Raw genomic sequence first — 14,968 nt, 5'->3', positions numbered from 1 at the left:
TAGGAATCGATGACAATTAAGCTGCGGACTTGTTTCGCGGCTTTTTTGAAATCTCAGAAATGCCGCTGCCAGTGCCGTTTCAAGGAAAATGTTCGAGAAGGAGCTATCCATATGTTTCAATGGGCATTATTTGTCAGTATCGTTGCATTATGCTTGCCGGGAGTCGTGCTGATGAGCGCTTTCTCGGCGGAACAGCTTCGCCATAAGCCTGAATTCGGCATGACGGAGGTCAGCAAACCGAAGCTTCTTATGATTATGATTATGCAAAACGTGCTGCTTATCGTCATTCCTGCGATAATCGGCACGTATTTCGGACCGCTCGTAGGGATTCGAGAGCCTTTTCTGGAAAGTCTGTTTTACGGCGAAACGGCCGACGTCCAGTCGTTGTGGAGGCAAACGGGGTACGGCCTGCTTTGGGGCGTCGTTTGTACGGGAGTCTGGCTGCTCGCCTATTACGGCTACATTCGCAAGCGGATGGATAAAGAAAGCGTCATGCTGACGGAACGGCTGCGTTTAAGATTGGGGCTGCTCGCCAGGATAACGTCCGGAGGAATCAACGAGGAGGTCATGTTCCGCTTCGGGCTGCTTACGCTCTTGCTGTGGCTGGCGTCGCTTATCGCTCCGCTCAATGAAGCGGTCGTGTGGATTTCGCTTGTGGTGACGGGTGTCGTTTTCGGACTTGCTCATATTCCCGGACTGGTCGCGGAAGGGTGCAAGAAGACGCCTCTCCTAGTAGTCACTTCGCTTTTCGGCAATTTGTGGGTGGCTATTTTTTGCGGATATGCATTGCTGCAATTCGGCCTGATTTCGGCCATTGTCATACATATCGTGTTTCACGTGATGTGGTACCCGTTCGATCGCCGGTATTACCGGAAGGATTTCGGTGACTCGACAGCTTCATAGAACCGACCTTGGACCCGCGGCAAGCGGGTTTTTGCCATTAATGAGTACGGATGCCGATAGGGCCTTCATGCACAGGATAATCGGTTACCCGCTCAGGGAATGCTAGTTCAAGATTGGGAGGAGCGGTTCAAGTCAATCGTAAGTTGTTCAATTCTCGAGTGTCTTTTCATGGAAAAGAACGAAAACGAACGTAAATGAACTTGATATTTCGGAAATATATGTACATAAACGTACCGATGTATTATACTTTGCTTAGGAAATGGAACTAAAACTTACTTATATGGAGGTACGAACGATGGAAATCCGTTACGCTACGAACCCTGCTGCAACAAAGGCATTTGATACCGAACAATTGAGAAGCGAGTATTTAATAGAAGGGCTGTTCGTCCCCGGCGAACTGAAGCTCGTATACAGCCATGTCGACAGGATCATAACGGGCGGCGCTATTCCGACGAACGGCACGATTGCATTGGAAGCGGACCGCAAAGAGATGGGAGCGGAATTTTTCCTGGCGCGCCGCGAAATCGGCATCATCAACGTAGGTCCTCGCGGATCGGTCGTGGTAGACGGCGAAGAATTCATTATGGAAACGAAAGATTGCCTCTATGTCGGACTAGGCAAGCGCGAAGTGCTGTTCAAAAGCGCCGACAACGCGAATCCGGCCCGTTTCTATCTGAACTCGACTCCCGCGCATAAAGAATATCCGACCGTTAAAGCGGCTATTAGCGAAGCGGAGCCGAATCATCTCGGCAGCATCACCAACTCGAATGAAAGAACGATCTACAAATACATTCACGAGCAAGGGATCAAGAGCTGCCAGCTCGTAATGGGAATGACGCTGCTGAAGCCGGGCAACATGTGGAATACGATGCCTTGTCACACGCATAACCGCCGTTCCGAAGTGTACTTCTATTTCGATATGCCGGAGGACGGCGTCGTTTTCCACTTGATGGGCGAGCCGACGGAAACCCGTCATGTTGTCGTACGCAACGAGCAAGCGATTATTTCTCCTAGCTGGTCGATTCACAGCGGTGTGGGCACTAGCAACTACACGTTCATTTGGGGAATGGCCGGCGAAAACCAAGAGTTTGCCGATATGGACGCCGTCGCGATGAAGGAATTGAAGTAGCATGTCGAGCTTGAAGCGCCATGAAAGCATTATGGCCGTTCTTCTTCAAGAAGGGGAGGTCAAGGTTTCGGAGCTTAGCGAGCGTCTTCAGGTAACCGGCAAAACGGTACGAGAAGATTTGGAGAAGCTCGAGCAGCAGGGATTGCTTGTGCGCATACATGGCGGCGCCGTTCTAAAGAACGACGCCGACCGCGGCCTGCTTCCATCTCATGAGCCGAATGCCAAGCAGCTGGAAGAGAAAGCGGAGGTTGCGGCCAAGGCGGTGCGTTTGATCGAACCGAACGATATCATCGCGCTTGACGTGGGGAGTACGACGCTCGAAATCGCCAAGCTGCTCGACAACGCGCCGCTTACGGTCATTACGAACGACCTCTTTATCATTAGCGAGCTCGCCCGCAAGGACCGCATTCATCTGGTCGTGCCCGGGGGATACCGGCAGCGCAATATGCTGATCAGCGCCGACGCAATCGGTTTCATTCGCAAGCTGAACATTCAGAAAGCCTTTCTGACGACCTCGGGCATTCATGCGGACTACGGCTTTACGATCTATACAAGCGAGCTGCAGGAGCAGAAGCGGGCGCTTATGGCCTGCGCCAAAGAAACGATTTGCGTTGCCGACAGGACCAAATTCGACAAGTACGCGCTGATGACGTTCGCCGAGCTGTCCGAGGTGCATACGATCATTACGGACAGCGGACTGGCGGATGAGGTGGCGGACAGGTACAGAGCCAACGGGTTGACGATTGAAAAATAAACGGGGTGACCATATGAGCTTGTTTGATTTGCAAGGGAAAACGGCGATCGTGACCGGCGGCGCCAAAGGTCTCGGCGGAGCGATCGCGATCGGCTTGGCCAAAGCCGGAGCGGACATCGCCATCGTGACAAGCAGCGGCAAAAATCGCGAGGTGCACGACGAAATACTCGCTATGGGCCGTAAAGCGCATATTATCGTAGCGGACTTGAGCAAGGAAGAAAATTTGCCGGGCGTCGTAAGCGAAACCTTGTCCGTATTCGGCAAGATCGACATTCTCGTTAACAATTCGGGCATCATCCGCCGTACGCCGGCAGCCGATCATGCGGCGCAGGACTGGCATGACGTGATCGATCTGAATCTGAACAGCGTGTTCTTCCTCTGCCAGCTCGCCGGACGGGAAATGCTGAAGCAGGGCTCCGGCAAAATCATCAATATCGCATCGATGCTCACCTTCCAGGGCGGCATCAACGTCCCCGGCTACACCGCCTCGAAGCATGGCGTCGCGGGCCTTACGAAGGCGCTCGCCAACGAATGGGCCGGCAAGGGCATCAATGTGAACGCGATAGCGCCGGGCTATATGGAAACCGATAATACGGCCGCATTGCGGGCGGATACCGAGCGCAACTCGCAAATCATGGTGCGAATCCCGGCCGGCCGCTGGGGTACGCCGGAGGACCTGCAGGGTCCAGCAGTATTCCTGGCATCGCGGGCATCGGATTATATGAGCGGGGAAGTATTATGCGTAGACGGCGGCTGGATGACAAGATAAAAAGAGGTGGAACGTTCCATGACGGATATGCGGCAATACCAGCCTGAAGTGGTAACCTTTGGCGAGACGATGGGCCTCCTGTTTCCGACCGGCTCCAAAGGACTTGAATACAGCCCGCTGCTCGAGCAATCGTTCGGCGGCGCGGAAAGCAATCTCGCCATCGGGCTCGCCCGGCTTGGCCACCGCATCGGCTGGTTCGGCTTGCTCGGCAGCGATCCGATCGGCAACATCATCGAGAAGCGCCTGAGGGGCGAAGGCGTCGACGTCAGCCGCTCCTCGCGCGTAACAGGCTCGCCGACCGGTCTTATGCTGCGGGAGGCTGTCGCCGGCAAGACATCCGTTTATTATTACCGCAAGTTTTCCGCGGCGAGCACGATGACGCCGGCGCAGCTTGACGAATCGTACATTGCCGGAGCCAAACTGCTGCATATAACGGGCATCACGACGGCGCTCAGCGACACGTGCCGGGAAACGGTTCTTGAAGCTGTGCGCATGGCCAAAAGGAACGGCGTCAAAGTGTGCTTCGACCCTAATTTGCGGCTTAAGCTGTGGACGATCGAAGAAGCCCGCGAGACGCTGCTGCCGATCGCGAAGGAAGCCGATTACTTCCTGCCCGGACTCGACGAGCTCAAGCTGCTGTACGATACGGATGATACGGATCGAATTTTCGGCCACCTGCATCAGCTCGGCAGCGTCTGTATCGTGAAGGGCGGAGAAGCGGAAACGTTCGTCGTGGAGAACGGCGCAGTCGAATCCGTCCCTTTCTTCCCGGTGGAGCGAGTCGTAGATACGGTTGGCGCAGGGGACGGCTTTTGCGCCGGATTTCTGGCCGGCGTGCTTCGGGGGATGAGCAGCAAGGAAGCCGTGCGAATCGGCAGTTTGATCGGGGCTATGGTCGTACAAGTGGAAGGCGATTGGCAAGGCTTGCCGACTTGGGAGCAGGTTGAAGCCGTGCTCGGCAACAAGAAGCATGTGGAACGTTAAATCTGCAGCATAGTCAGGCAGATGAGAGATGGCTGATTGATCGAAAGGAACGGATGGAACCTATGAAAAAATTGAAGCTGATCGAAAAAATCGTTAACGAAGGCGTTGTAGCGGTACTTCGCGGAGAAACGCCGGATGAAGTGGTGGAAATGGCGGAGCAGGCGATTGCCGGCGGTCTGAAGACGATCGAAGTGACGATGACGGTTCCGTTCGCCTTGAAAGCGATCGAGCGTCTGGCGACCCGCTACTCCAGCACCGCGTCCGACCCGGACAAGTTTGCGATCATCGGCGTCGGCACCGTACTCGATCCGGAAACGGCAAGAGCGGCGATACTGAGCGGCTCCGAATTCGTCGTCGGGCCGTCGCTGAACCCTGCAACGATAGCGCTCTGCAACCGTTACCGCGTGCCGGTCATGCCCGGCGTCATGACGGTTCAGGAAATCCAGACCGCGCTGGAACTCGGCGTCGACATCGTCAAACTGTTCCCGGGCAATATGTTCTCGCCGGCGATGATCAAAGCGATCAAAGGCCCGCTTCCGCAAGCGAACATTATGCCTACGGGCGGCGTTTCCCTGCAAAATCTGGGCGAGTGGGTCAAAGCGGGAGCGGTTGCCGTCGGGATCGGCTCCGATTTGACCGCGGAAGCCGTGAAAGAGAACGATTTCTCGCTGGTCGCGAAGCGGGCGGCGCAATATATGGAAGCGTACCGAGCGGCTGTCCGATAAGCTTTCAAGAGGAAAAATGATTTCCGTTGCTTGAAAAGACTCGTGCTTACAATAAGGAGTGTATCGAACCCATGTGGAAACAAGCGATTGAAGATGCCATTGCCAAAACGCGCAAAAATATAGAACGGTTCGGCGACCAATTCCCGCATGTCGGCTTGGACGGCGGCGGTTACACGAAAAACTTGAATCCGAATACGGATTGGACGGACGGCTTCTGGACAGGCATGCTGTGGCTCTGCTACGAGTACTCGAAAGACGAAGCGTTCCGCGAAGCGGCGCAGCGCAACATTCAAAGCTTCGACGAACGCCTCGCCGGCGACGTCGCGCTGGGGCATCATGACATCGGCTTTTTGTATTCGTTATCGGCCAAAGCGGGCTGGATTATCGAACGGGACGAAGCGGCCAAGCAGCTGGCGCTGCGGGCGGCCGACAAGCTTCTGGGACGCTGGCGCGAAGAAGCGCAGCTGATCCAGGCTTGGGGCCCCTTGGGCGACGAGAAACAGGGCGGGCGCATCATTATCGACTGTCTGATGAACCTGCCGCTCCTCTATTGGGCGTCGGAAATGACCGGCAACGACCGTTACCGCGAAATCGCGGTTAAGCATGCGGAGAAAAGCCGCCGTTACCTCGTGCGCGGAGACGATTCTTCCTATCATACGTTCTATTTCGAGCAGGACACCGGTATACCGATCGGCGGCACGACGCATCAAGGGTATCAGAACGGCTCCACCTGGACCCGCGGCCAAGCCTGGGGTGTTTACGGCTTCGCGCTCTCTTATAAATTTACGAAAGATCCGGCGTTCCTGGAAACGTCCCGCCGTTTGGCGCGCTATTTCCTGCAGCATTTGCCGGAAGACAATGTCGCATACTGGGATTTCAATGTGCCTGTAGACGAGCAGACGTACCGCGACAGCTCGGCATCCGCGATCGTTTGCGCCGGGCTGCTCGAACTGTTGGATCACTTGGACGCGAACGATCCGGAGCGCGCTTATTTCGAGGGATGGCTGGAGCGCTCGCTGAAATCGCTTGTCGACAACTACTCGACAGTCGGCGAAGCGGATGCGGAAGGCTTGATCAAACGCGGATCGTATCATGTTCGCGGCAACAGCTCGCCGGACGATTTCATGATCTGGGGCGACTATTACTATCTCGAGGCGCTAATGCGCATCGAAAAAGGGATCAAGGGATATTGGTATAATCGATAAAATAATCGGGATTTACGAAAAAAGGCTGTTCATGGTCGCTTGACCAGGAGCAGCCTTTTCGTCCGTTACGAGTTACGGTTATGGTTGAGGAATGCTAATCAAAAAACCTTATGTTGCGACAAGGATAGATTCTGGCAAAACCTAGCCTGTACGGCAAGGGGTTATAAAAAAGGGAAGCTCATGATATCGCGCTCGCGAATGCTGACCGTCCGGCTGTTCAGCCATTCGACGCCGGTGCCTTTGATGTGATCCGGATTCTCATCCGCAAGAAACCCGATCTCGATTTCGTAGGGTGCCTGAAATGCGGTGAAAGGGGCGATTTCGGACAGACGCCTTACTGCCCGGGCCGCGCCGTCGCGAATGACCGAGCATGCTTCGCCGGCCTCCAAATGGTTTGCGGCTTCCGTACCCAATCCCTGCTTGACGACGGCAACCTCGATGTCCGGAACGAATAGTTTCGCTTCCAAGGCGGCTTTATCGTCGCCGGACAAGAAAACGGTCGGTACGCCTTGAACGCCCGCAATGTACGCTCTCGCCGCAAACTCGCCGATAAACGTGCCGTTCAGCTTGTAATAGGCGACCGTTTTGGAGGAGTAGGTATGGTTAAGCGGCGCGTGAAACGTGCCCGCCATCGCATGCTGCCCTACGAACAGCATGGCGTCGTAACCTGCTATTTTTTTGTATGGCTGACCTTCGCGCAAATAGTTGGCGTCCCGTATGTCTTCACGGTTCAGTCCGCCGGGACCGTGCCCGTCCCAAACATCGATGTGCGCATCCGGATATACGGAGCGAATGCCTTCCACGCATGCGTTCACCTCGTTTGCCAGCAGCTTCTTGGCAGCTTCATACCGCTCCGGAAAGCCGTCTCCCGGCCGTGTCTGCGTAAAGCTGTCCACACCGGCTGCGCCTTCTATATCGGTCAATACGAAAAATTTCCTCATCCGAAACACCCGCCATGTCTAGATTTACCGAATTTTGCTTGGCATAACTTTACAATAAACATCATTAGAAATCATTTGTCAACCGTTTTTGCCTGTTGGTGCGGTTCAAGCATGGACGATTAACGTCGGCAATCCGAAATGGGGAATCGGGAGTCATATTTTGAAGGCGGCCACAATAAAAATAGAGTCAGGTGGGCAGACCTAACTCTAATGCAACTAACCTTTTCGGTGGGGCAGCTGATTGAGAAACCGGAACGAATGCCGGCGAACGAAAGCGGATTACTTTCTCTTATCGATGTAAGTTAGCAACGTGAGAATAAACATCCCGAACGCAAACATAACCGTAATCGTTTGGAAAGCATCCATGGAGAGGCGCCTCCTTTCAGAAGGTGCTCCACCGGCAGAGGTAGTTGTACTAGGAATATATGACGGCGTGGAAAAGTTTAGCAGTGTCTAAAGTACTTTTTTGGCGAGAATGCCGTTTTATTTTTCGATGAATTCCTTGTTTATTCGCTAAACGGATTGCGTTCGATAGGAATCCTGATGTCCCCGGTTTGAGGCTGGGGGCTTTTTGTCGTGTTCGGACGGGAAAAAGGCGTGGTCATCACGAGCGGATGAGAGATCTTGAGGCGCTATTTTAGGATATGGATAAGAGTTTCAGGGTTTTCGGTGAAAAAAAATCGGGCCCCGTCTTTCGACGAGACCCTTTCATGGGAGATGTGAAATTCGGCTCATTTTGGGGTTGGGTGAAAGTTGGAATGCCTTATTATATGCGGGTTCTGTCAAAAAGGCTAGTAGTGGGAAAAGGGGGAACACTTGTTTGGTTTTGCGAATTTGGTGCCCAATCGGTGCCCATTTCGGTGCCCGCTTTTTACGCCTTTTTCCGCATAGGTACAACGATATCGTCGAAGACGCTCGCGGCTGCCTTATCAACCGATTCGAAGATGTGGCCGTATATCTCCATCATCTTTGTATTCGAATGACCGACTCGTTTGGCGATAGCCTCGGAATGGACCTTCTTGAATATCATCCATGACACGGATGTATGCCGGAGGTCGTGCAGCCTAATCGGTTTTAATTTATGGTCGCGGTGGAATTCAATCCATCGTTTCGTTAGTCGCTGTGGATCATAAGGTTTGCCGTTTTCGTGGCAAAACAGAAACTCATATTGACCGCCTTCCCATTTATCCTCAATTTGAAGGCGATCCTTCCGCCATTCGAAATAATAATCTTCGAGTTCTTTAATGACAGAAGGGGAGAGCGCGATTTTCCGAGCGGACTTTTTGTTCTTCGGTCCCTTTATTACTGGCGCGCCGTCCTTTAGTTTGGGGATGGTCTGTTTTACTTCTAAGGTTCCTTGCTCTAAATTGATATGCTTGTTCCACTCTAATCCAGCTAATTCAGCACGGCGGAGTCCTGTTGTGACTGCAAGCATAACCAATACGCGCAAATGCAGTGGTTCGCCTTCTAGCGCTTGGAACAGAGTGGCAATTTCCTTCTCGTCATAAATTTCCATTTCCTTCACATCGTCTTCTTTGGGCTTGCTAACGCCGATCATGGGGTTATCCTTTATCACGCGCCATTCGACTGCTTTTGAAAAGATGCTTCGCAGCACACGGTAATTATAGACGAGTGTGGCCGATCCGAGCGGCTTGCCTTTACCGTCAAGACGAGCTGCAGGGCTTCGTAAATATTCGAGGTAGTCGTTGATGTGCATGGTTTTGATTTGATCGAGGTGCATATGGCCGAAGTAAGGGAGGATTCGTCGGTTTGTGTGATAGATGTAATTGTCTATGGTCTTTTCCTCTAGATCAACGTCCACGAATTTTTTAATCCAATGTTCAACAAATGCTTCGAACGTCATCTTCTCCAGCCGGACATACGTTCCAGCCTCAACTTCGATTTGAAACTTCTTGAGTTCTAAGTCGAGATAGTTCTCGAGCCGCTTTGGCGCCCGGAGCAAAGTGGGATCGTCCACCTTAATCGTTTTTTTCTCTTGGACTCGCTTACCCTTGGCGTCGTATCCGAGTTCCACGATTAGGCGCCATGAGTTGGTACCGCGTTTCTGGATGCTTGCCATTGTACTGACTCCTCCTTTAAGGGGGTATTTTGAACATACATTCTTTTTTGAAAACGAAAAATTCCGTTCTCGAGTAAGCGCAATTTTGCGCTGAGTGATTAAAACGCAAAACTGCGTTACGACAAGTTTCGGTTTTACCGATCGACTCCTGCACGCCGCTAACCTAACCAATTCTGAATTGGTTAGCTACCCCGAAATTTAGGGTCAGTAGGGTGTCACCAACTTTGGGGAGGCCCTCCCGGGATGACCTCATTTGGAACGATCCCCTTGCTTAACTACCCCAGATTTCGGGGGTCTTGAGCTTTCAAGATACCACCGACCGACGCAAAATTGCACAGATTGAGAACGACTTCCGAAGCTCAGAATTGGTTAACTTGACCCACCCCTTGCGGATTTTGCCGCCGATTTTGGAGAGTCGGATTTTAGTCGGACCGTCCGCGTTTTGGAGTATACCCGTTTTGGAACAGTTTCCGCGCCGGAAACCCTGCTTGTATGACGTTTCCGTAGGTAGAAACCCCGTTTGAGCTTTATTTCCGATCCGGAAACAGAACGGCCAGCATGTCGAGAATGCGCCGGCGGTCGTCATCGGTGAGAGGGTGGCCGTGGTAGGTGATATTGTTGTTTTGAAGGATATCAGTTAGCTCGTAATCCAATTGTTTTCGTTCATTTTCGGCATTCTCTATTGAGTATGCGTCTGCTCGCTCCTTCTTTGCCAATTCCGCTTCTTCTTCGGGTGTTAGTATCCAGTCGTAGATGTTAAAGTGTCCTGCTTCTACCATCAATTCAGCATGAGTCTTTCCAAGGTGTTGAGCAAGCTTCTTTAATGTTTCTGGTGAAGGTATGCCTCTTTGACCACTTTCGATTTGTGAAATGTACGGTTGTGATAGTTTTGCTAATCGTGATAGTTGCCCCATTGATAAGCCGGCGTTTTCCCGTAGTCTCTTTAAATATCTTCCAAAATCTTTCGCTTCCAATTCGTTCACCTTCCTCACTTCAATAGTATATCCAAGTCATAACGATTGCAATTATTTTTTACGAAAACCCATTGCAATTGTTCTTGAGATAAACTATACTCATAACACAAGCAATCAATAACAAGTGTTATGAGGTGATGAATACAATGAAAGTCAAAGTGAAGGACGCGAACCGCTTAAACGAACTAATCATCCGGAAAGGCTTCACCAAAACCGATTTCAGCAAAGAGATCGGAATGTCGCAGCCGATGACGATCCAGATCGTAAACGGTGACCGCAGCCCAAGCCCGAAGACGGCCAAGCGTATGACCGAAGTGTTGGAGGTCGAGTTCGATGATATTTTCGTGATTGAGCGAGCACCGGCAGCATCTGCAAAGTAAGGAGGCCATCGCATGACCTACTTCGACGTATCGATCGGCGGCCGGCTTTACGTCCGCACCTGATCCGGCAATCTTATCGCTCTGCAACTACTGGCAGGAAAGTGATTAAGCTTCGAATCATTCCCCGCATCAAGCGCGACAAACAATCGACTCAGGCTGCCTTAGCCGCAAATTTTAAATTGAAACAGAAGGAGGTACAGTCACCATGCAGATACCGGCACATTTGCTGAAAGACCGCTATTGGCGGGGGACGCTGCACTTGTTTACGAAGCACGATAAGCTGCAGCGCTGTATGACATCGCAATATTTTGATTTCGATGAAGGCGAGATAAGGACCACGGGGTTGAGGCAGCTTACCAAGCCTTGGAGCCAATCCGAACGGTTCATGCTCGAGCTTGCTTTGCACTTATTTAATGAGCGTCACCTTGTGAACCTTCACATCATGGATTATTTGGATACAAGAAACAAGGAGCTTGCTTTCGAGGCGATCCGGCTGAGGTTCGGGTAGTTCGAAACATTAAATAAAAGGCTGTTCTTAGCGTGTTATGAGCTGTTGGAGGGCTTATTTGTTCCGGTTAGTACAATCCGCCTTGATTGGCACACGAGCGATCTGAACAGCTTCAAATGAGCTCAAAACAGCTTTGAAACGAATGGTAGAAGGGAGAAAGCAAAGATGAAGGTTCAAATCGAAGAGAATTTGTTCATCGAGAGCGATACTCATAATTTCATGATTCGGGAGTACAAAACGAGGAATGATGGTAAGGCCGAGAGAGTCACCACTCACGGGTATTTTCTCAGTCTTGCCGGCGCAGCGAAGCATCTTGTGAAAATGAAAGTGAAGCAATCGACGGCTACGACGCTGCAGGAGCTTGTTAGTGATATTCAACGCATCGAAGAATACATCCATAGCAAGATATCGCTTTAACGTCTGTAACACGCCTTAAACAGGCTATAACAGTCCACTAGGGAGGTAAGTACAAATGAGCAGACAAGCAAGAATAGCAGACAAGGCATCGACCGTCATTCAAATGCCGCAATTGTTCGAAATGCAACCAGCAAAGCCAAGCGTAGAAATGCTTCTCTTACAGGTTATTCAGCTGCTCCAGTCCCAGCAGCAAGCGGCGGTACCGGCGATACCGGCGATTGATGAACAACCAATTGCGCCGGAGAAAGAAACGATGGACGCAAATGAGGTAGCTGAGTACCTCAGAATTTCCGCTTGGACTGTTTACGATATGGTTCGCAAGAGTTCATTACCGTTTTTCCGCGTCCGGTCCCGTATCTTTTTCAGAAGGCGGGAAATCGAAAAATGGGTTCAAGAACAAATGAGAGGGCGGCAATCATGACCTATCAAAATCGGCGCGTCACGATCAGTCTGCTCAAGCTGGCAAAACAGATGCAAACCGATATGAGGCGGCTAGGGGCCTGCGGTGTAACCGTGTCATCACTGGAATCTACACAAGCGGAGCTGATGCTTACAGTTCTTCAAGTAAACGGCGTCGGCCGGAATGACGAATCCGTTTGTTGGCTATGTGAACCAATGACTTGGTGGGTGTATGGCGACTGTAGTTTGCATGAGTGTATGGAGCAACTGCAGGAACGATTAATCGAGGTTCGCCGGATGAAAAGGCAGAGGAGGCGGGACGGTGAAGAACGAGCATGAACTATACCCGGAAATTGAACGAATGGAGGTCATGCTCCTAGACAAGGTGACCGGAGAAGTGAAGTATTTCTCCGCTACCTGGATGAATCATGATGAAACCGGCGTATTACAAATGGCGGTCAAACAAGAGCTCGATGCAAATCAAAATATTGAAGTTCACGTCAGGCTGGTGGAAAGAGAGTAGGTGGGGTGATTGAACAAAAAGAAAAAAGTCAGTTTCTTCATGGCACCAAACAGCGCTTTCGATCTTGGCCTGAATACCTATCAATTGTCAATTTATCTTTATCTTACCCGTTGTAACAATAACTCGGGGGCTGCTTTCCCGAGCTTTCCTACGATTGCAGAGAAAAGTGGGATGGGAGAGAGAAAGGCAAAAGATGTCGTTAACGAATTGGTGAGCATGGGGCTTCTGAAAAAGCAAAGACGTTGGGGAGATAAGGGCAGCGAGAGTAATATGTATGTGGTCATCGATCCTAGTGATAGAGGGGGTTATTCGGAACAGGTGAATGCACATGATGCACTAACCCCCATGCATGACATGCACCCCCCCCATGCACCACATGCACTGTATAAAGAACTACTGTATAAAGAACCAACAGATAAAGAAAAGACATACATCGATTTCCCAATCGACGCGCATTTTTTTCTCGAAATCTATGGATTCGGTTATTGGGAGAAGTTCAACAAAAATCATCCGCCTATTACCGAGGAGCAAAGAGACTCCATTCTGAGTCAATGCAGAGAACTGGAAAGCATCGATATCGACAATGAAACATTTACGGAAGCAGTCGAACGTCACTTTGAAAACCTTCCGGAAAAGAACGATGGCAAGATATTCCCCTTTCTCCACGCGTGGAGACGGCACTTTGAAATTTGAATAATGCCGGGAGGTGATTACGCTGGGCAAAACATTTAAGAAGAAGGTCGAGGAACTGTTAGTTCGCGCTCAATTCATTAAAACCATTCTTGACGATGGTGTGCCCGATGTATTCATAGGCTTTGCGGATGAAGAAAAGCAGCAAAGGTATGCACTGACACGGCAGCAGCAAAGAGCTTTTGTTGAACGTATCGAAAGGGCTATAGGATGCTTGGCACCAGTAGAACAGGAGCTCATAACGAAGCGCTACATGCAATGCGATAGCGAATATGTACGCGACTATCAAGTCTATGCGGAAATGCAGATTTGTGAAGGCACGTTCATGAAATACAGAAAACGCGCATTCCTGAAGCTGGCGGAATTGCTCGGGATCCAACATCAAATTGATTTAGGTGCAAATGGAACGTAAGGCACGGGGGGCGAAAAATTTCACCCCTCTCCTGCGGACCGCATGCCCAGCCTTGAACAAACGTGGTCAAAATTTCATAAAGGGGGGATAACCATGGAACAAAATAAATCGAAATCGATTTTTAGCAGCTTCCCCGACCATATCTGGTTAATAGCGGAAGCGCACGACGACGGACTTTATTCTATTCATTCAAAAGTTCACCCGAACGGCAAATGCAAGACGTTTCCGGAGCGCGTCAACCTGCGCGACGCATTGACATTTACAACTGAGCTACAACAAATTCTCGGTCTTCCGGATGATGCCGTTTTGATTTCAGCTAATAAGGCCGTCATGAATGCGCCGGATGTAACCAATAGACGCCTAAAAAGGTACTTGGAAGGAAGATGAAGATTGTCACACAGTAAACGCGCCGTTTGGATTGCAGTCAACAGCGACAAGGGCGATAGACTGGTCGAAATTGCTCGAGAGCACACAAGTCTAGCGAGGCAGATCAGCGACGCCCGAAAGTTTAGGTCAATGGGCATAAAAGAAATGTCGACGTTAATTGATCGTCTGGACCAGCTCCGGCGTGAGCGTGACGAGATTATAGCCAACTTCGAGGAGGTCATACCATGCAATGTTGCGGAGCATCAATGCGAAGAATCGTATCATTTGAACCGGACGAGCCAGGCGTGAAAATGAATCCTCAGCTGTCGTTACGCTGCATGCGCTGCGGATCATCAACGTCAGCACCAATCGAGCCGGATTTGCTGAACATTTTTCAGCGGCAATTTGAACCGGAGGATATAAGGGAGGGAGCGCCATGGAGTTGATCGATTTCGAAGCGAAAGTGAAGGGACTGACGAATAGGCTATCCCGAAATGGCATAGGCCGGACCGAGTTCGTACAAGCTCATACACAGGTATCCGAGACGGACGAGCACGGCCGGAAGGTGATAGACCTGTACAAACTCGAAATCGTGCTCGGTTTACCAGAGGGCTATCTGTTGGGGCTGATCGAGACAAAAGAAAAACGCCCAGCTGCAGCGAACAGCGGAGGCGTCAACGTTTAACCCATTGGCATCATTGTATCACATGGAATTAATGACCGTAAAGGGGGTTATCTGTTCTCTCCATAGTTTAAATCTATAAACGATTTAGGTTCTATAGGCGTGAATATGTTGGTGCGAGGTGATA

Annotated in this window: 20 protein-coding genes; 16 read left to right on the top strand and 4 right to left on the bottom strand. The window is 50.9% G+C overall.

Going from position 1 to position 14,968, the window contains the following annotated elements; translation table 11 throughout:
* Positions 1-111: 111 nt before the first annotated feature.
* The 7 genes from ACKGJP_RS22605 to ACKGJP_RS22575 all read left to right on the top strand — a co-directional run bounded on the left by ACKGJP_RS22605 (position 112) and on the right by ACKGJP_RS22575 (position 6,469).
* On the top strand, positions 112-903 hold the full coding sequence (locus tag ACKGJP_RS22605) for a type II CAAX prenyl endopeptidase Rce1 family protein (protein ID WP_409341055.1): 792 nt from the start codon (positions 112-114) through the stop codon (positions 901-903).
* A gap of 295 nt (positions 904-1,198) precedes the next feature.
* Positions 1,199-2,032, top strand: a complete 834-nt coding sequence (gene kduI / locus ACKGJP_RS22600; protein WP_409341054.1) for a 5-dehydro-4-deoxy-D-glucuronate isomerase — start codon at positions 1,199-1,201, stop codon at positions 2,030-2,032.
* A 1-nt stretch (position 2,033) separates the two neighbouring features.
* On the top strand, positions 2,034-2,786 hold the full coding sequence (locus ACKGJP_RS22595) for a DeoR/GlpR family DNA-binding transcription regulator (RefSeq protein WP_409341053.1): 753 nt from the start codon (positions 2,034-2,036) through the stop codon (positions 2,784-2,786).
* A 13-nt stretch (positions 2,787-2,799) separates the two neighbouring features.
* On the top strand, positions 2,800-3,555 hold the full coding sequence (gene kduD, locus ACKGJP_RS22590; protein ID WP_409341052.1) for a 2-dehydro-3-deoxy-D-gluconate 5-dehydrogenase KduD: 756 nt from the start codon (positions 2,800-2,802) through the stop codon (positions 3,553-3,555).
* A gap of 27 nt (positions 3,556-3,582) precedes the next feature.
* Positions 3,583-4,539: a sugar kinase gene (locus ACKGJP_RS22585; protein ID WP_409347234.1), complete on the top strand. Its 957-nt coding sequence runs from the start codon at positions 3,583-3,585 to the stop codon at positions 4,537-4,539.
* Positions 4,540-4,601: 62 nt separating this feature from the next.
* Positions 4,602-5,264, top strand: a complete 663-nt coding sequence (locus tag ACKGJP_RS22580) for a bifunctional 2-keto-4-hydroxyglutarate aldolase/2-keto-3-deoxy-6-phosphogluconate aldolase (RefSeq protein ID WP_409341051.1) — start codon at positions 4,602-4,604, stop codon at positions 5,262-5,264.
* 71 nt (positions 5,265-5,335) lie between these two features.
* Complete coding sequence (locus tag ACKGJP_RS22575) at positions 5,336-6,469, top strand: glycoside hydrolase family 88 protein (RefSeq protein ID WP_409341050.1); 1,134 nt, start codon at positions 5,336-5,338, stop codon at positions 6,467-6,469.
* A gap of 161 nt (positions 6,470-6,630) precedes the next feature.
* Here ACKGJP_RS22575 and ACKGJP_RS22570 read toward each other — a convergent pair whose 3' ends face one another.
* From ACKGJP_RS22570 to ACKGJP_RS22555, 4 genes are all read right to left on the bottom strand, one after another.
* The gene (locus ACKGJP_RS22570) at positions 6,631-7,410 is read right to left on the bottom strand and encodes a M55 family metallopeptidase (RefSeq protein ID WP_409341049.1); all 780 of its coding nucleotides are present in this window, start codon (positions 7,408-7,410) and stop codon (positions 6,631-6,633) included.
* Positions 7,411-7,689: 279 nt separating this feature from the next.
* Positions 7,690-7,776 (bottom strand): putative holin-like toxin, encoded by an 87-nt coding sequence (locus ACKGJP_RS22565; RefSeq protein ID WP_409347233.1) that lies wholly within the window; start codon positions 7,774-7,776, stop codon positions 7,690-7,692.
* 505 nt (positions 7,777-8,281) lie between these two features.
* A complete protein-coding gene (xerC, locus tag ACKGJP_RS22560; protein ID WP_409341048.1) occupies positions 8,282-9,490 on the bottom strand; it encodes a tyrosine recombinase XerC in 1,209 nt (402 codons plus the stop codon).
* 527 nt (positions 9,491-10,017) lie between these two features.
* Complete coding sequence (locus ACKGJP_RS22555; protein WP_409341047.1) at positions 10,018-10,464, bottom strand: helix-turn-helix domain-containing protein; 447 nt, start codon at positions 10,462-10,464, stop codon at positions 10,018-10,020.
* Positions 10,465-10,610: 146 nt separating this feature from the next.
* Here ACKGJP_RS22555 and ACKGJP_RS22550 point away from each other — a divergent pair, with 146 nt between their 5' ends.
* From ACKGJP_RS22550 to ACKGJP_RS22510, 9 genes are all read left to right on the top strand, one after another.
* Entirely contained in the window at positions 10,611-10,844 is a 234-nt protein-coding gene (locus tag ACKGJP_RS22550; protein ID WP_409341046.1) for a helix-turn-helix transcriptional regulator, read from the top strand.
* Between the two features lie 205 nt (positions 10,845-11,049).
* A complete protein-coding gene (locus ACKGJP_RS22545; protein ID WP_409341045.1) occupies positions 11,050-11,352 on the top strand; it encodes a hypothetical protein in 303 nt (100 codons plus the stop codon).
* Between the two features lie 165 nt (positions 11,353-11,517).
* Positions 11,518-11,769: a hypothetical protein gene (locus ACKGJP_RS22540; RefSeq protein WP_409341044.1), complete on the top strand. Its 252-nt coding sequence runs from the start codon at positions 11,518-11,520 to the stop codon at positions 11,767-11,769.
* 55 nt (positions 11,770-11,824) lie between these two features.
* The gene (locus ACKGJP_RS22535) at positions 11,825-12,190 is read left to right on the top strand and encodes a helix-turn-helix domain-containing protein (RefSeq protein ID WP_409341043.1); all 366 of its coding nucleotides are present in this window, start codon (positions 11,825-11,827) and stop codon (positions 12,188-12,190) included.
* Positions 12,191-12,490: 300 nt separating this feature from the next.
* Positions 12,491-12,691, top strand: a complete 201-nt coding sequence (locus ACKGJP_RS22530) for a hypothetical protein (protein WP_409341042.1) — start codon at positions 12,491-12,493, stop codon at positions 12,689-12,691.
* 9 nt (positions 12,692-12,700) lie between these two features.
* Positions 12,701-13,384, top strand: coding sequence for a helix-turn-helix domain-containing protein (locus ACKGJP_RS22525; RefSeq protein ID WP_409341041.1), 684 nt, complete (start codon positions 12,701-12,703; stop codon positions 13,382-13,384).
* A gap of 13 nt (positions 13,385-13,397) precedes the next feature.
* Positions 13,398-13,793, top strand: coding sequence for an ArpU family phage packaging/lysis transcriptional regulator (locus ACKGJP_RS22520; RefSeq protein ID WP_409341040.1), 396 nt, complete (start codon positions 13,398-13,400; stop codon positions 13,791-13,793).
* Positions 13,794-13,886: 93 nt separating this feature from the next.
* Positions 13,887-14,180 (top strand): hypothetical protein, encoded by a 294-nt coding sequence (locus ACKGJP_RS22515; protein WP_409341039.1) that lies wholly within the window; start codon positions 13,887-13,889, stop codon positions 14,178-14,180.
* 415 nt (positions 14,181-14,595) lie between these two features.
* A complete protein-coding gene (locus tag ACKGJP_RS22510) occupies positions 14,596-14,844 on the top strand; it encodes a hypothetical protein (protein WP_409341038.1) in 249 nt (82 codons plus the stop codon).
* Positions 14,845-14,968: the final 124 nt, after the last annotated feature.

The sequence above is a fragment of the Paenibacillus litoralis genome, assembly GCF_046244365.1.
In the GTDB taxonomy this organism is placed as follows: domain Bacteria; phylum Bacillota; class Bacilli; order Paenibacillales; family NBRC-103111; genus Paenibacillus_V.
The sequence above is the reverse complement of the archived record's forward strand: the minus strand, read 5'-3'. Positions and strand labels throughout refer to the sequence as shown.

Coding starts and splice junctions, on each gene's coding strand:
- ACKGJP_RS22605 (WP_409341055.1), top strand. CDS start 112: ATGTTTCAATGGGCATTATTTGTCAGTATCGTTGCATTATGCTTGCCG.
- kduI (WP_409341054.1), top strand. CDS start 1,199: ATGGAAATCCGTTACGCTACGAACCCTGCTGCAACAAAGGCATTTGAT.
- ACKGJP_RS22595 (WP_409341053.1), top strand. CDS start 2,034: ATGTCGAGCTTGAAGCGCCATGAAAGCATTATGGCCGTTCTTCTTCAA.
- kduD (WP_409341052.1), top strand. CDS start 2,800: ATGAGCTTGTTTGATTTGCAAGGGAAAACGGCGATCGTGACCGGCGGC.
- ACKGJP_RS22585 (WP_409347234.1), top strand. CDS start 3,583: ATGCGGCAATACCAGCCTGAAGTGGTAACCTTTGGCGAGACGATGGGC.
- ACKGJP_RS22580 (WP_409341051.1), top strand. CDS start 4,602: ATGAAAAAATTGAAGCTGATCGAAAAAATCGTTAACGAAGGCGTTGTA.
- ACKGJP_RS22575 (WP_409341050.1), top strand. CDS start 5,336: ATGTGGAAACAAGCGATTGAAGATGCCATTGCCAAAACGCGCAAAAAT.
- ACKGJP_RS22570 (WP_409341049.1), bottom strand. CDS start 7,410: ATGAGGAAATTTTTCGTATTGACCGATATAGAAGGCGCAGCCGGTGTG.
- ACKGJP_RS22565 (WP_409347233.1), bottom strand. CDS start 7,776: ATGGATGCTTTCCAAACGATTACGGTTATGTTTGCGTTCGGGATGTTT.
- xerC (WP_409341048.1), bottom strand. CDS start 9,490: ATGGCAAGCATCCAGAAACGCGGTACCAACTCATGGCGCCTAATCGTG.
- ACKGJP_RS22550 (WP_409341046.1), top strand. CDS start 10,611: ATGAAAGTCAAAGTGAAGGACGCGAACCGCTTAAACGAACTAATCATC.
- ACKGJP_RS22545 (WP_409341045.1), top strand. CDS start 11,050: ATGCAGATACCGGCACATTTGCTGAAAGACCGCTATTGGCGGGGGACG.
- ACKGJP_RS22540 (WP_409341044.1), top strand. CDS start 11,518: ATGAAGGTTCAAATCGAAGAGAATTTGTTCATCGAGAGCGATACTCAT.
- ACKGJP_RS22535 (WP_409341043.1), top strand. CDS start 11,825: ATGAGCAGACAAGCAAGAATAGCAGACAAGGCATCGACCGTCATTCAA.
- ACKGJP_RS22515 (WP_409341039.1), top strand. CDS start 13,887: ATGGAACAAAATAAATCGAAATCGATTTTTAGCAGCTTCCCCGACCAT.
- ACKGJP_RS22510 (WP_409341038.1), top strand. CDS start 14,596: ATGGAGTTGATCGATTTCGAAGCGAAAGTGAAGGGACTGACGAATAGG.